The following is a 17083-nucleotide window of genomic DNA, read 5'->3' on the forward strand; positions in this document are numbered from 1 at the left end:
CTTTATGTATTTAGAATTATGTTTAGTTAAAATATTGTTGTTAATTCTTTTCTGTCGATTTTTCCGTTAACATTAAGAGGAAAAGTTTCCATAAATTTTATCTGCGAAGGTATCATATAAGATGGCATTTTTGCTTTCATATATTCAGAAAGTTCTGTTAGGTCAAATTTTTCTGACTCTATTACCAATCCAATTTCGGTACCTCCCACTTTATTAGTGTAAGCAACAGCTACTGCATTGATTTTATGTAATCCTTCTTTTGCGTAGAGTTCGACTTCAGAAAGCTCTACACGATATCCTCCTTGTACTTTTGCCTGAAAATCTATTCTTCCCAAAAACATGATATCTCCATCAGCATCTATATATGACAAATCTCCGGTTTTATAAAATCTAGTTTTTTCACCATTATATTCGGTATAGAAAAATGCTTCTTCATTTTTCTCAGGATTCATCCAGTATCCAGGTGTTAATAAAGTCCCTGCCAGGCATAGCTCTCCTTTTTTGCCCGTTTCAAGAATTTCATTAGATTCATTTATGATTATGGTTTCAACGCCCTTCCATGGTTTTCCTATAGATACTACTCCATTATGTATTTTTTTAGAATTAGTATCATAAGTATACCCTGTACAAAGCATTGTGCTTTCTGTGGGACCATATACATTCATTATTTTAGTATTTGGTAAACGTTGCGCCCATTCTTCTGTGACATCTGCCGGTAAACCTTCTCCACAAAACAAACTATACTTTAAATAAGGTGAATCTATCTCATCAAAATATGGCCTTAAATAATGCAATATTGAAGGAACCATTAATGCATATGATAATCTTTCGTCTTGTATTAATTCAAAAATATAACTGAATTTTATTTCATCTTTTGGGATCGTGTATACTCTGGCTCCTTTAAGTACTGGAAGCATAAACGACATTACTGATACATCAAATGTTAAACCGAACATCTGTAAGCATCTATCATTTTCATCTAATTGAATACCAAAATCAAAAAAGGCATCACAAAAGGCAACAAGATTAGCAAATGCTATGGGAACACCTTTTGGAACTCCCGTAGTACCAGAAGTAAATAAGATATACGCTATTGATTCATCTGACACTAATTTTGGTTCTAAATCATCAGCATTTCCTGTTGCTAACGCCGAAGAAATAATATTGTATTCTGGATATACAACTACATCAGAAGAATCTACTATTGATCTTATGTTAGTCTGTTTGATGATATTATTGTTTCGTTCTTCGGGGCTTTCTGGATCAAGAGGAACATATGATTTTCCTTCAAACCATATTGCAAAAATTGCTGCATAAGTTTGTATATCATCATTTGCAATTAATCCAATATTTACTTCATCATCAGAGATTTTTTCCTGTATTATTTTTCTTATACCTGAAATTGACTCAGCTAAATCCTTATACGTATATTCTTTCTCATTAATGACAAAAGCTATACGGTCTGGATTTTTAGTAATTGATTGGCTAAGCGCTTGCTGCAAATTCATTTTTTTATTATTTGTTAACTAAATAATTCTTTTAATTTTTTCCTGTCTGTTTTTCCATTAGTGTTTAACGGAAAACTATCTATAAATCTAATTTGAGTTGGGATCATATACTGAGGTAATTTCGTTTTTAGCTCATCTAATAATTGATCTGTTTCAAATTTTTGAGATTCAATAACCAACCCAATTTCTGTAGTATTCATGTTATTAGCAAATGCTATTGCAACAACATTCATTTTATCCAGGCTTGTTTTTGAGTGAAATTCAATTTCAGATAATTCGACTCTAAATCCTTGGATTTTTGCTTGAAAATCTACTCTCCCCAAATATAAAATATCGCCCTCTTCATCTACAGTACATAAATCTCCTGTTCGATAGAATCTTGTTTCTTTTCCATTATAATCTTTAAAGAAAAAAGCTTCTTTGTTTTTTTCTTCATTTTTCCAATACCCAGAAGTAAGCTGAACACCACTTAAACACAATTCTCCTTTTTCACCAGTCTTTACTTCATTATTATCACCGTCTACAATAATCGTTGTAGTGTTAAACATATCTTTCCCAATAGTCAAAACGCCATTATGCGTTTTATTGGTTTCTTCTCGTTTATATGTATAATCTGTACAAAATATGGTGCACTCTGTGGGTCCATATACATTGGCTATCGTTGCATTTGGTAAACATTTACTCCATTCTTCGGTAACATCAAGAGGTAAAGCCTCACCACAAAACAAACTGTATTTCATATCCGGACAATCTATTTCATCAAAATATGGTCTTAGATAATGTAATATTGAAGGAACCATTAAAGCAAAGGTTAACTTATAATCTTCCATGAGTTCAAAAATATAACTATACTTAATCTCATCTTTAGGAATAGTATAGGTACATGCACCTTTAAGTATTGGAGCCAAATATGATAACACTGATAAATCAAATGTCAATTCAAACATTTGCAAGCATCTGTCTGCATTGGTCAATTCATAATCAAGTTTCCAAAATGCTTCTGTAAAACCCGATAAATTGCTAAATGTTATAGGAACACCTTTTGGAGTACCCGTTGTTCCTGATGTGAAAAATATATATGCAAGATCTTCTCCTGATATATGATCTACAGGACATAAGTTAATTTCTGAAGTAGGTAGTTTTTTTATTAATATCGTATTATAATCATTAAAAACCTTGTCTATTGAAGAATCTAAAATGGTTTTTATACCGGCCTGTTCAATCACAGTATGATTTCTATTAACCGGAAATTCTGGATTTAACGGAACATATGCTTTTCCTTCCATCCACAATGCAATTATAGATGCATACGTCTCAATATCATCGTTGGTTACTAATCCGATAATAACCTCTGTTTTTTCTACCGAAGTATGAATTGCCTGTCGGATATCAGAAACTACCTGAGCAAAATTCTTATAGTTATAATATTCGTTTCTAATACAGAAAGCATTACGATCATAATTATCTTCAATAGATTTTTGTATGTTAGAAATTAGGTTCATTCGGTTTTGTCTTTAAATTCTTCTAATATTTAGCATTACTATAGTTATACTCGTTTCCCATCTTTTTTTATAATTCGTGCTGGGTTTCCTACAACAACACAATTTTCAGGGACATCTTTCACTACTACAGCTCCGGCTCCAATTATGCTATTATTTCCGATTGTAATATCTCCAATAATAATTGCTCCTGTATTCACAGAAACATTATCTCCAATAGTTGGTCTTTTTCCTTCTACTTCTCCTACCGTCACCAAATGATTTACATAAAAATTTTCTCCTATAGAATCGGCATTTAGAATTGTACAGTAAGGATGTCCTGTTAGTACTCCACCACCTAATTTGGTGGTAATATCAATTGTGAAATTAGATTGTTTTCTACAATAGATATTAAGCAAATGAGAAAAAACACTTCGGTTTCTAAAGTAAAACAATGTTCTAAAATCTGGAGAGTTTGTTAAAAACGTAAGTAATAGAGAATATTTTCCTTTTTGTATTCCTTTTGCTTCGGCCCATCTTTTTATATCTTGATCAATAACACTTTGATTCTTACTAAATTTATACATTGCTAAATGTGGTAAGAGTAGTATTTTATATAAAAAAGAAAATAAAGATCTCATCTTAGTTGTACTTAAGTTAAATAATTCTTCTATTAATTTACCGATAAAATGGAGTCCGCAAGCGCCTTGGTAAACAACTCTCCTCCTTTTTTATCAATATGGTGCCCATCATAATTACTAAATTCCTTTAGTTTTGGATGTCTTGTAAAATTGAAATACCTAATATTATTTGATGTAGCAACCGAGTCTATGAAGCTATCAAATTCTGGGTAGAACTTATTTTCTATTTCTAAAATGTCTACATCTATCGGGCTTCTTACAAAAAAAACATCTCCATGTTCTTTTAAATCTTTTATTAAATCGTAGAAACTTTGCTTTCTAACGTTAGAAAGTTTGTAGTAATCCAAAAACTCTGTAATCATATCTTTTTGAACCTTTTTCCTGGAGTTAAAAGAGAATTCATCCTTGCTTAGTTCTTTTCTTTCCATCCACCCATCTTTATGAAGTAGGTAATTTGTTTTGAACACGTGCCTAAAGCTAAAAAGATTAAGGTTACGAAGTATATACTCATAATTAGGATTTACATCAACATAGACCATATTATGAGGAGGTTGATCTTGTTCTCTAAACTCACCTATATCATCATTATAATCATCTCCAGAACAGAACATCCATGGAGTTAGACTAAGTATATATACTCCATTCTTAGTCTCTTTATCTAATTTACGTAAAATACTCTTCCTGTATGGAGGTCCCATAGGGGTTTGAGCAATGGTGAATGCATAATTATACATTGGCAATTCATAATCTTTATCACTTGATTTTATAGCTTCGTTAAGGATTTCTGGTTGTATCCCTTGCATTGCTCTACTATCACCCAAAATCATAGATTTAGCCTTTGGTGTTGTAAACTTGTTATAAAAGTGATCTATATTTCCTCCATATTTTAGAAGTATTGCCGTTAGCACCACAAAACAAACAAACAAAAACAAACTTACTTTTTTTATATACTTTTTCATAGCGACTAAAATTGGAAGTAAATAAATGAAGTTGAAGACTTACCAAAGAACAAGATGATTAAAAATACAGCCATATATGAGCCCCATCTTACATAAACTGGTCTATTACCGATAGCCAATCCATGTTGTTCCTTTCTATTGATCCATTCGACTACTAATAAAATAACAATAACTGCTATCGAAATTTTATCTAAATTACCCCACGTATTTCCTTGAAAACTAAAAATTCTTTTGATATATAAAAATGCATCTTCTATAGAATCTGCTCTAAAAAACACTCTAATAAAACAAGTCACAATAAAAGTTTCAAACATGGCATAGCCTTGTCGAAATGAAGGTAAAAAATTATTAGCCGCTACAATCTCCAGGTTACGCCGGTTCTTCTTGGATAACATTAAAGGGACATAATATAATGCATTAAGAAATCCCCAAAATATAAATGTCCAATTAGCACCATGCCAAAACCCGCTAATAAGGTAAATGATAAAAACGTTACGGATCTTTTTATTGAGTCCTACTCTACTTCCTCCCAACGGAAAATACACATAGTCTTTAAACCAATTGGTAAGAGACATATGCCATCTTCTGTAAAACTCTGCTATATCCCTTGCAAAATATGGAAAAGCAAAATTTTGTTTCAAATCAAAACCAAATAATCTTGCACTTCCGATAGCTATATCAGAATATCCTGAAAAATCACCATACAACTGAAAAGCAAAGAAAATCATGCCTACAAATAATTCTCCGGAAGAACTCATTGAAGGGTCTGCAAAAGCCTGATCTACAAAAACCGCACAGTTATCAGCAACAACAACCTTTTTAAAAAACCCCCAAAGCATTTGTCGCATTCCATCTGCTGCTTTATCATACTCAAAAGTTCTTTTCTTTTGAAACTGTGGCAGCAAGTTAGTTGCTCGCTCTATTGGACCGGCGACTAATTGAGGGAAGAAACTTACATAGGCAAAAAATTGAATAATTGAATTTGAAGGTTCTATTTTATCCCTATATACATCTATGGTATAACTAAGCGTTTGAAAGGTATAAAAACTAATACCAACCGGTAAGATAATGTGTAGTGTTGTGTAATCTGCATGAAATCCAACAACATTAAAAAGATCAACCAGAGAATCTGCAAAAAAGTTAAAGTACTTAAAAAAGCCTAGCAACCCAATATTCATAACAAGGCTAATCCCAACAAAAATCTTTTTTGTATTCTTTTCCCGAGAAGCCTTTATTTTTTTTGCTACCCAAAAATCTATTAATGAACTAGCCGCAATTAAAAACAGAAAACGCCAATCCCAGCAACCGTAAAAGAAATAGCTTATTGCTAATAAATAAGTATTCTGAATTTTTAATGACTTTTTTGAAAGAAGCCAGTATATCGAAAAAACGATCGGTAAGAAAATTAGAAATATAACCGAGTTAAATATCATTTTTAAAAATTAATTATTTTGTTTTTTAAAATTTTTATTACGTTAATTGGGGTATAATTTTCTTTTTATTATTTATTAGCTTAATAATTCATTAAACATGTTATTCCATAATTTCATTACATTTTCGACACTATAATTTGAAGCATTTTGTCGTGCATTTTTGCCCATCTCTTCTAACTTCATTTTATTTTTCATAAGCTCAATTAATTGATTTGCAAATTCTATATTATCATATACAGGAATCAATACTCCGTTCTGAGTATTCACTATATTTCTAGGTCCATTAGGGCAATCAAAAGAAATAATAGGTAAACCACAAGCTTGAGCTTCTAATAAAACCAAAGGAAAACATTCATTATGTGATGACATTGCAAAAATAGAGGATGCCAGCATTTTACCTTTTACATCATTTGTTACTCCTTTTAGAATCAAATGATTTTGTAAATTTTTAGTATTAATTTTGTCTTGTAACATTTTTACATAACCTGGTTCTCCATCACCGTAAATATGAAGCTCCCATCCAGGGTGTTTCTTACTAACAATTTCCCATATATCAATTAGCATATCATAACCTTTTACTGATGCTATTCTACCAGCAGTAATTACAATATTATTGGATATGGTCGAAACTTTTTCTGGATAAAAAGTAAGAGGGTTAGGAATAACAACCGTATTATTTGAAGTATAATAAGTAGCCTCATCTTGATTAAGAATAACCAGTCTATCATATTTAGTCTCTACATAATCTGCAAATTTCAGAAAATACTTTTTTTGAAGATTTCTGGGGTTTCTTCTATTCTCGAGTTCAATAAATTTAGAATAATGAAACTCTTTTACTTTAGGAATATCCTTATTAATAAAAGGTATAAAATAGGTATCTGTACTATGGCTACAGACTACGACAATATCTGGGTTTATTTTTTTAATTACAGATTTTGTTCTTTTAATATGCTTAGGTAGCTTTCTTAAATTAACCGGATGGAAATAGGACTTGTTTCTTTGATAATTAATTCCCAGGTCTTTAAAAATAATTTTATCATTAAACTCATAACAAGGTTTTTTATCCTTTTGCTCTGTAGTAATGATATAAATTTCATTATCTGGTATTGAAGCAAGGTAGTTTGCTTTGATAGAAAGCACTCTTTCAATACCACCGTGTAAATACACCTGATCAATAATAAATATTATTTTCATTTAGATGTATTATTAGTTAAACTTGTAAATAACACATCCCATTCTGCTGTAATTTTTTCAGGTAAATATCGTTTTACAGCTTTTCGTGCACTTTTTCCCATCAAAGTTCTGGACTCAGGGTTCTCTACAAGAGATAAAATGCTTTTTGATAAACCATCAATATCGCCATTCTCAACCAATAGTCCATTTTCTTTATCAGAAATAATATCAGATGGACCATATGGACAATCAAAAGAAACACAAGGAACGCCATACGCCATAGCTTCTGTTAATACCATTCCAAAACCTTCATATCTAGACGACATCACATATACAGAAGCTTCTTGATATTTCTCAGCTATATTTCGTACCGGAGCATAAAAATTAACTGTTTCTAATATTCCTAAATCACGCGCAAGCTCATCTAATCCTTCTTCTTTACTTATAGTTCCGTAAATATCAAGAGTCCAATCCGGGTATTTTTCTACTATTGGTTTCCAGCTTTTTAACAGTCGGTCATATCCTTTTTGAAAACTTTGTTTTCCTACGGCAATAGCTTTTTTATTTTGTAAAGTACTTTGTTCATTTGGATAGAATGATAATGGATTAGGAATTACCTTAAGATTTTTAAGGTTCCATTCTTTGAGGTTGCCTTTTGTTAAAACAATAAAATGGTCATAGAATTTACCTCCAAAATTCATCAATCCAAACTTCATCGAAGCTTTTATTTTGTGAAACAAGGATGGGCTACCTTTTTGTATTTCTACATTTTTGGAAACATGTCTTTCATATATCATCGGACAAGGTCTACCAAGAACAATAGGCACTAAAAACCCTTTAAGTCCATCATCACATACTGCTATAACGTCTGGGTTTAGTTTTTTAATTATACTCCTTAACTTAGAAACATACTTATAGATATAAACCAATGGATTACCACTAACCGTTATATTATGATACGTTAGTTTTGAACTAAAATCATAGAAGAGTTTGTCTTCATCCTGATTTAAAGTCACAATATGTATATCATAGTTATATCGATCAGCTAGCATACTGGCTTTTATAGAAAGTACTCTTTCTAATCCTCCAGGGCCATCTACTCGGTTAACAATATATATAAGTTTCATATACAGTTAAATAATTTATTGGTTTAACTGATTTTTCACCTTTTCTTTTAAGGCATTGGCTAAATCATGATGTTTTTCAAGATTCTTCACCAAAGTATTTTTATCTATTTTTCCTTCTAAAGGAAAATTTGCCGTGTACTCACCTGTTTTACTATCGATATCAATTCTATTAAATAGCTCTAAAATACCATCAAATCGACAAGAATCTACAAAACTGTCAAATCCATTGACAAAGATTACAGGAGTTCCCATAGCAAGACAAGGCAAGGCACAATGAATCCTTGAAGTGATCACTAGTTTTGCTTTGGCATATTTATTTAAAAGTTCTTCTGCCATACCAAATTTCTCTTCATCAGAATATGTATTCGATGGAGGTTCTTGATTGATAAATTCTGCAGAAGCCAGTACTTCTTCGCTAATAAAATTCTTTAAATGTTTATTCTTTTTCCCTAATTGAAATGCAGTCCCATTAAGGATATTTTTTACTGTAATTTTAGCATTATAGAATATTTTCTCAGGTCTTGGATAGCTATAAAGAGGATCTACAATATAAATAGTATCATCTCTTTCTGAATCATCAACTTTGTATGAATCCAAGGTTAGCGTTAGGCAACCAGTAAAATGAGCATCTATACCTTTTGCCTTTAATGTATCTGCAGTAAATTGATCTCTACATCCAATAGGTTCGTGTTTTTTTAAATACGCAATCCCTTTTTCGCTTAACATATGTGGAGCTGCAGTATTATTCATATGAAAAGAGACAAATACCGGATCAATATTTTCTGATGGAACCCAATTATGAATATTATGAGTAAACCAACCATTCATAACAAGTTTAACTGGGTCTCCCTTGTAATCGGCTAATCTTTCTCTATTCAAAAAAACATCAACTTGTGGTAAAAACTGTTTAGCAGCAAGACTTTGAATATTGTCTCCAACATTAAAAAACCGCTTATTTTCATCATATTTAAGTAGTCCGTATTTCATTAGTCAATATTTTTTAGTGCATTATTTTTTTATACAATCTTCTTAACCAGGGAAATTTATTTCGTATAATAAACTTGATCCTATGCTTTATTTTGTTGGGATTATTAATTTTTTGTTCTAAGAGGTCGTCTATTTTCCCTTCTCTTATTTTATCAATTTGTATTGTTTCTTCTTTCTTATCATTAAAGACGTAAAAGTCATCTACTTTTTTTGCTTTTTCCATTAGTTCCCACCAGAAGTACTGAACTCCTTTGCTGGCAGAACCTATTTTTAATACTGTATAAAACTCATCATATATTTTTTCATCTACATTAAAACCATAATCATTAGGGTTTTTTCCATTTAAAATAAGGCCTAAGATTGTTCTAAAGCATTTCTCACAATTACTACAATTAAACTCTGTTCTTAACTCGGAGTAGCATACTCTTAATTTAAACTTAGCATTAGTTTTAGTAGCAAATTCTGCTATCGAATCAACTTTGTCTTGCCTTTTGAGTTCGTATCCATCATGAAATACTTCAATACCTCCTCCCCATGTAATTTTATGATCAATTTCTGGTGTAGAGCCCCAATCAATATCAATATGGTCTGTATATGAAGATGCGATATAAATCGCGTTATACTTTTTTACAAAAGAAATGGGGGCTACAGATCCTACAAGTGCCAAACCATGTTGTACTTTTCCCCACCACCCTATATCTTTTAATAATAGCTCTACCTGATATGTATAAAAGTCACGTAGATTTGTCTCTATAAATTCTTTACTGTTATTATTTAATAACGCTTCACTTTCTATAAAACTAGTGAAATCGTTCCACTGTGTTTTATCATCAATAGTAATATCTGCACCATGAATAGTTACCAAATCTGGTTTTTTATCATAGATTCTTATATAGGTTGCATATGCATCTACTCCTCCACTAAATAACATTGCAGGTGTAGTTCCTTCAATATTATTTTTTATTAGTTTCCCTGCTATTAATTTTCCATTAAGAGTATATGACGAATCTCTCTTTGCAAATTCTTTTTTTATTATTTCCTGGGCATGATAAAAATCTTCATCTACCTCATCTACTTCAATCGTAAATCCGGCAAACCATGCTATAGGAAGTATGTTTGATAAAAACGGAATTACTGCAATACTATCAGGAATATCACTTACATCTATTTGATAGCTTACATATAATGATTGATCTTCTACAAAAAACTTCTGAACCTGAGAATCAGCAACATAATCATAAACGATTTTCTTTCCTTCATCTGAATAGGATATATTATGAAGTTTTACTTTTTCCATCGTAGTTTATTTTCGTTTTAATATTGAAGCAATCGGTTTGGTAAATAATTGTTTCTCATATTCTAATAATCCAAAAAAGTACATTATCACTACAAATACCATAGTATACACACTTCCTTTTAATATAAAATTCCCCCATCCATTACCTTGGATATAGTTTATAAAATACCCTATTAACACCACTACCAGTACAACTATGAGTGTTTTATTCAACAATTCTCTAAAAAACCGAAAGATATTTAAGCCAATTTTTTTCTGATAATAAAAATTCATCACATTTTGTACTATCAACCATCCTGCAACTAACCCAGAGATCATTCCTAATGCACTATATTTTACTGCTAGAAACCCACCCAGTACTGTACCCAAAATCATAAATATAAGATATAGAATTGCTTTAAAGGATAATTTATTCTTAGCTTCTAGAATAGAATTCCCAAATGCTTGCAGCAACGGTAACGTATATCCTATCATAATTATCAATGCAATACTATATATCTCTCTGCATTCTTCTGAATTATACTTACCATCTGTTTCTAATTCTCCGCCTCCTACCCATAAATTGATAAATTGTTCTCCATACAGTATAAAAGCTCCTAATACATACATTAATATAATAAAGGATAACCTACCTAATTTGATCATCATATCGGTTAACTCTTCTCCTGTTGCATTCGCTACTGTCATTTGCGTTGCTCTGGGCAAAAAAACGCTGGATATTGCAGTAGAAAAAGCTCCATAATATGTTCCCAGGGCGATTCCTATTCCATAAATTCCTAAAACCTTCGGTACACTCATAGCTCCCAGCACCCAACTACCTGATTTCCACTGTAACATTCCTACAATAGAAAACACAAAAATCCAACTAGAATATTTTAAAATTTGTTTGATAAATACTTTAGAGAGCTGATGTAATTTAAATCGTACCTTAAGTTTTTTAAGCACATAATATGCAGATACTGATATAGTAAGGATATTAAATACAGAATCTACAATTACCAAAGCTATTGCGCGACCTCCTAATAGAAGTACGGCTACTACCGTTATTGATCTTAAAAGATATCTAATAACACTAACAGATTCTGGAAACACGAAGGCTTCATATCCTTTACAGATTCCTGTAAAAATCATTCCTGGGAGTTGAATTGCTAAATTAAAAATCAAAATAACAAACATCACTTTGGCTATTTTGAGTTCTTCGACACTAAACTTTGTAAAATATGAGTCTATAAAGAAATAGAAAACAATCCCTAGAATAATAACGAGTAGAGAAATAACAAAATATAGAATTCCGATTGTTGCCAAAAAATTCTCTTCTCCTTTCCTATCTTTTTCTGCTCTATATTTAGCTATAAAGCGAACAACTGTATTGGTAAGACCAAAATCCAAAAGAGCAATGGTACCAATTAATGCTCCAATTGCATTAAATATACCGTATTCATCTTTCCCCAAATAACTAACAATCAAAGGTGTAATCACAATACCTATAATATTAGTAAGGAAAATCTTTAAATACGTTAGGAATGCCCCTTTTTTTAGTTGGCTCAAAATGATTAGTCTTAAGTTGTTATTTTGTTATACTACCGTTTGGATTCCCCAATTATAATCTTCCGTGTACGTTTTCTTTCAGTATTCCCTTAACATCATATAGAACACCATTTGGTGAAAGCATAGATTTTAAATTTATATCTAAAAATTCTTTATGTGCAACTGTTAATACCACTGCGTCGTATTTTTCTTTTGGTAAATCGATTGTAGTTTCCAGGTTATATTCATGCATGACTTCGGCGGGGTTTGCCCATGGGTCATATACAGTAACTTTGGTTCCAAAGTCACCTAGTTGCCTAATAACATCAACTGCTCGTGTATTACGTACATCGGGGCAATTTTCTTTAAATGTCACACCGAGCACCAATACTTTTGCTCCTTTTATATGAATATCGTGTTTCACCATAAGCTTAATTACTTCTGATGATACATATTGCCCCATACTATCATTTAATCTACGTCCAGCCAAGATTATTTCTGGATGATACCCAAATTCTTGTGCACGTTGAGCCAGGTAATATGGATCAACACCAATACAATGGCCACCTACAAGTCCTGGTTTAAAAGGAAGAAAATTCCATTTGGTTCCAGCTGCTTCCAGCACATCATTGGTATCTATATCCATTAAGTTAAAGATTTTAGCCAACTCATTAACAAAAGCGATATTAATATCTCTTTGCGAGTTTTCGATAACTTTTGCTGCTTCTGCCACTTTTATTGTTGGAGCAAGGTGAGTTCCTGCTGTAATAATCGAAGCGTATAAATCATCAACTTTTTTCCCAATTTCGGGGGTAGATCCTGCTGTAACTTTCAGAATTTTCTCGACTGTATGTTTTTTATCTCCTGGATTGATTCGCTCTGGTGAGTATCCTGCAAAAAAATCTTCATTAAATTTCAGTCCACTTATTTGTTCCAGTACAGGAACACATTCTTCTTCGGTAACTCCTGGATATACGGTAGATTCATAAATAACGATATCTCCTTTTTTTAATACCTTACCAACGGCTTCACTAGACTTATACAAAGGAGTAAGATCTGGTCTGTTATTTTTATCTACCGGAGTAGGCACCGTGATCACATAATAATTACAACCTTTTATATCTTCTATATTAGAAGAACAATAGAGTCCGTTTTCATCTAAATCGCTATTATCCTTCAATACTGATTTTAATAACTCATCTTCTACTTCTAAAGTAGAATCGGTTCCTGAACATAATTCTTTGATTCTTTTTTCATTGATATCAAAACCTATTACAGGATATTTGGTTGCAAATAATCTGGCTAAAGGTAATCCTACATATCCCAATCCAATGATGGCAATCTTAATATTTTGCATAGTTATTCTTTATTTACTAAAAATTTAAAGTCTATTTTAGATGTTTCCAGTACCACTTTACTGCTTCTTTTAATCCCGATTTAATATCAAATTTTGGAGCGTACCCCAAAAGTGTTTTTGCTTTATCAACAGACGCTAAAGAATGTGGTATATCCCCCTTACGTTCTGGTCCATACACAATATCTACATCTGCAATAGCAGCATCATATGTAGATAAGTATTCTTTTAATAAAACCGTTAATTCGTTTAGTGTTGTTCTCTCTCCGTAAGCTGTATTATAGACGTTATTTATTGCTTCTTGATTATCAGAAACGATTGCCAATAAGTTCATTTGGATTACATTATCAATATAAGTAAAATCTCTTGAGAATAAGCCATCTCCATTAATCACCGGGGATTCATATTTCATAAACTGCATTACAAATTTTGGAATAACAGCGGCATATGCCCCATTAGGATCTTGCTTGCGACCAAATACATTAAAGTATCGTAACCCTACTGTATCTAAATCATATGTCCTTTTAAAATTATCAGCATACAGTTCGTTAACGTATTTGGTTATAGCGTATGGTGATAATGGTTTCCCTATATTTTCTTCTACTTTTGGTAAAGCTTCAGAATCGCCATATGTCGAAGAGCTTGCAGCATATATAAAACGTTTTACTCCTGCATCTCTAGAAGCCACCAGCATATTAAGAAACCCTCCAACATTAACGTCATTAGTTGTAATAGGATCATTGATTGACCGTGGTACTGAGCCTAATGCAGCTTGATGTAATACAAAATCAACAGCATTACATGCTTTATGGCAATCATCAAGATTTCTAATATCTGCTTCAATAAAAGTAAAGTTAGAATTCTTTAGAAGTGGATCGATATTTTTTTGGTGTCCCGTTGCAAAATTGTCCAATCCAATTACAGTACTTCCAATTTCTAAAAGTGTTTCGCAAAGATTAGACCCTATAAATCCTGCTGCACCAGTCACTAGTATTTTTGAAGAACGAAGATGTTCTAGTTGTTTCGCGTTCATGAATTATATTTTAACCCCCTGTTTTTTAGTCCAAAAGACCATGCTTTTGCTTAGTCAGCGCGAAATTAAGATTTACTTATAGAACATACAACATATGTTAAAGGGGATTTTGCCCCTATTTAAAATTTATAATATTTTGTTAACCTAAAAAGTATTTAATCAACACAATATTCATTTACAACTACCTTAAAAACAGATAATTAAAAACAAAACACATTGTAAAATTTTAGTTACTAAAATTTTACAATGTGTTAAAAAAAATAAACGTAAGGTTATATATTGTATTTATTGACAAATACAACTTGTATTAAAACTAGAATTCTAATAGCAATAACAATTCTTCTTCAAATCTGTTTTTACCTAAATATTGAGTTTCAAGATTAGTATCAAATGGAATCGGAGTTTGCAAACTTGCTACTCGTTTTACTGGTGCATCAAGAAATGTGAAGCAATTTTCCATAATTAATGCCGAAATATCCGAGGCTATACCTCCAAAAAGTGAGTCTTCTTGCAAAATAATTACTTTGCCGGTTTTTTTCACTGATTTATATATAGCATCTGTATCCAAAGGTTGCAGTGTTCTTAGATCAATAAGATCTGCATTGATCTGTGTATGTTTTTCTAACACATCCAATGCCCAATGCACACCCGCTCCATAACTTATGACAGTAATATCTTTTCCTTCTTTTAACATAGAAGCTTTACCTAATGGCAAATTATAATATCCTTCTGGCACCTCTTGACGAATACTTCTATACAGTGCTTTATGTTCAAAAAACAACACTGGATTTGGGTCTTCTATTGCAGTAGTTAACAAGCCTTTTGCATCATACGGAAACGCTGGATATACAACTTTAAGTCCCGGTGTTTTGGTAAACCATGCTTCATTAGTCTGGCTATGAAACGGCCCTGCTGCAACACCAGCACCACATGGCATTCTAATCACAACATCTGCCGATTGGCTCCATCGATAATTTGATTTTGCTAACAGATTAACAATTGGATTAAATCCTGAAGACACAAAATCAGCAAATTGCATTTCGACAACAGCTTTATAATTATTAATAGACAGACCATATCCAGCCGAGACAATTCCTGATTCACAAATTGGAGTATTGCGTACTCGTTCTTTTCCAAAAGCTTCTAAAAAACCTTCGGTTATTTTAAAAACCCCGCCGTATTCTGCTATATCCTGCCCCATAATCACAAGATTATCATATCGGCGCATACTTTCTTTTAAACCATCAGAGATTGCATCAATCAACCTTAGTTCTTTTGTATCGGTACCAGATTTTATTTCCTGATAATCAAATGATGTGTACACATCATTTAGCTCTTTATCCAAATTAACATCAATAGCTTCTTCGGTATTTGCACGCTCCCAATTGGTTTCTATTTCAGTTTTTATAGTGGATTTTTTTTCAAGATCATCTTTTACAGAAATTATTCCCTCATCAATCAGGTAGTTCTTATAATTTTCTATAGGATCTTTAACACTCCATTGCTCCATTAATTCCTTAGGCACATATTTGGTTCCACTTGCTTCTTCATGCCCTCGCATTCTGAAGGTTTTAAATTCTAATAAAACCGGTCGTGGATTATTCCTTATACTATTGGCTAAATTACTAACCTTCTCATATACTTCTAATATATTATTTCCATCAATAATATGAGATTCCATACCATATCCCAAACCACGATCTGCCAGATGTTTACAATTATATTGCTCGCTGGTTGGAGTAGATAATCCATAACCATTATTTTCTATACAGAATAATACGGGTAAGTTCCATACCGAAGCTACATTAAGTGCTTCATGAAAATCTCCTTCGCTGGTTCCTCCTTCTCCTGTAAATACTGCAGTGACTTTATTGTTCTCTTTTAAGAGATTTCCCATAGCAATACCACATGCTATTCCCATCTGTGGACCCAAGTGAGAAATCATACCAACAATATTATAATCCTGCGTTCCGAAGTGAAAAGAACGATCTCGTCCTTTGGTAAACCCATTTGCTTTGCCTTGCCATTGACTAAACAATCGATATAAAGGAATATCCCGCGTTGTAAATACTCCTAAATTGCGATGCATTGGCAATATATATTCTTCGCTTTCTAAAGCAGCTGTTATACCTACAGATATTGCTTCCTGCCCTATACCACTAAACCATTTAGATATTTTTCCTTGTCTTAACAACACAAGCATTTTCTCTTCAATAAGCCTGGGTTTAAGCATTTTGAGATATAATGAGATCAGCTGATCATCTTTGTAATTTTTTCGGTCAAAATGTAGTTCTATTTTTTCCTTTGAAATGTGCTCCATAGCAGAAAATTTGTTAGGTAAAAATACTTATTTTTACTTCACAACTCGCATCGCAATTATAATATTATTAAGTAGTTGTTAATTTACCCTAAACAATTCTACGAATTAGTTAAATTTACCATGAATTAAGGTTTATACGTTCTTAATTAACAAATTTGACCGATATTTTACAACAATAAATAAATTTGAAGTGCTATTAGGAGTTTTTGGTCAAATACACCTATTTTAGTGCTACTAATACACAAA

Annotated in this window: 13 protein-coding genes; all 13 read right to left on the reverse strand. The window is 32.0% G+C overall.

Features of this window, described 5'->3' with window-relative positions; translation table 11 throughout:
• Positions 1 to 26: 26 nt before the first annotated feature.
• On the reverse strand, positions 27 to 1508 hold the full coding sequence (locus DG435_RS03625; protein ID WP_106794571.1) for an AMP-binding protein: 1482 nt from the start codon (positions 1506 to 1508) through the stop codon (positions 27 to 29).
• A 14-nt stretch (positions 1509 to 1522) separates the two neighbouring features.
• Positions 1523 to 3010, reverse strand: coding sequence for an amino acid adenylation domain-containing protein (locus DG435_RS03630; RefSeq protein ID WP_106794572.1), 1488 nt, complete (start codon positions 3008 to 3010; stop codon positions 1523 to 1525).
• 44 nt (positions 3011 to 3054) lie between these two features.
• Positions 3055 to 3627: a serine O-acetyltransferase gene (locus DG435_RS26040; protein WP_106794573.1), complete on the reverse strand. Its 573-nt coding sequence runs from the start codon at positions 3625 to 3627 to the stop codon at positions 3055 to 3057.
• A gap of 32 nt (positions 3628 to 3659) precedes the next feature.
• Positions 3660 to 4586, reverse strand: coding sequence for a hypothetical protein (locus DG435_RS03640; protein ID WP_106794574.1), 927 nt, complete (start codon positions 4584 to 4586; stop codon positions 3660 to 3662).
• Positions 4587 to 4591: 5 nt separating this feature from the next.
• Positions 4592 to 6019, reverse strand: coding sequence for an MBOAT family protein (locus DG435_RS03645; RefSeq protein WP_106794575.1), 1428 nt, complete (start codon positions 6017 to 6019; stop codon positions 4592 to 4594).
• 75 nt (positions 6020 to 6094) lie between these two features.
• Complete coding sequence (locus DG435_RS03650) at positions 6095 to 7213, reverse strand: glycosyltransferase family 4 protein (protein ID WP_106794576.1); 1119 nt, start codon at positions 7211 to 7213, stop codon at positions 6095 to 6097.
• On the reverse strand, positions 7210 to 8319 hold the full coding sequence (locus DG435_RS03655; RefSeq protein WP_106794577.1) for a glycosyltransferase family 4 protein: 1110 nt from the start codon (positions 8317 to 8319) through the stop codon (positions 7210 to 7212). The genes DG435_RS03650 and DG435_RS03655 overlap by 4 nt, the downstream gene beginning before the upstream one ends.
• Before the next feature lie 15 nt (positions 8320 to 8334).
• Positions 8335 to 9306, reverse strand: coding sequence for a polysaccharide pyruvyl transferase family protein (locus DG435_RS03660; RefSeq protein WP_106794578.1), 972 nt, complete (start codon positions 9304 to 9306; stop codon positions 8335 to 8337).
• Positions 9307 to 9319: 13 nt separating this feature from the next.
• Positions 9320 to 10603 carry a hypothetical protein gene (locus DG435_RS03665; RefSeq protein ID WP_106794579.1) on the reverse strand — a complete coding sequence of 428 codons (1284 nt, stop codon included), beginning with the start codon at positions 10601 to 10603 and terminating at the stop codon, positions 9320 to 9322.
• Between the two features lie 6 nt (positions 10604 to 10609).
• Complete coding sequence (locus DG435_RS03670) at positions 10610 to 12151, reverse strand: oligosaccharide flippase family protein (protein WP_159025754.1); 1542 nt, start codon at positions 12149 to 12151, stop codon at positions 10610 to 10612.
• A 52-nt stretch (positions 12152 to 12203) separates the two neighbouring features.
• Positions 12204 to 13487: a nucleotide sugar dehydrogenase gene (locus DG435_RS03675; RefSeq protein ID WP_106794581.1), complete on the reverse strand. Its 1284-nt coding sequence runs from the start codon at positions 13485 to 13487 to the stop codon at positions 12204 to 12206.
• 31 nt (positions 13488 to 13518) lie between these two features.
• Positions 13519 to 14517 (reverse strand): SDR family oxidoreductase, encoded by a 999-nt coding sequence (locus DG435_RS03680; RefSeq protein ID WP_106794582.1) that lies wholly within the window; start codon positions 14515 to 14517, stop codon positions 13519 to 13521.
• Between the two features lie 313 nt (positions 14518 to 14830).
• Entirely contained in the window at positions 14831 to 16837 is a 2007-nt protein-coding gene (locus DG435_RS03685) for a thiamine pyrophosphate-dependent enzyme (protein ID WP_106794583.1), read from the reverse strand.
• Positions 16838 to 17083: the final 246 nt, after the last annotated feature.

Origin of the sequence: Aquimarina sp. Aq78, assembly GCF_900299525.1 — a bacterium.
In the GTDB taxonomy this organism is placed as follows: domain Bacteria; phylum Bacteroidota; class Bacteroidia; order Flavobacteriales; family Flavobacteriaceae; genus Aquimarina.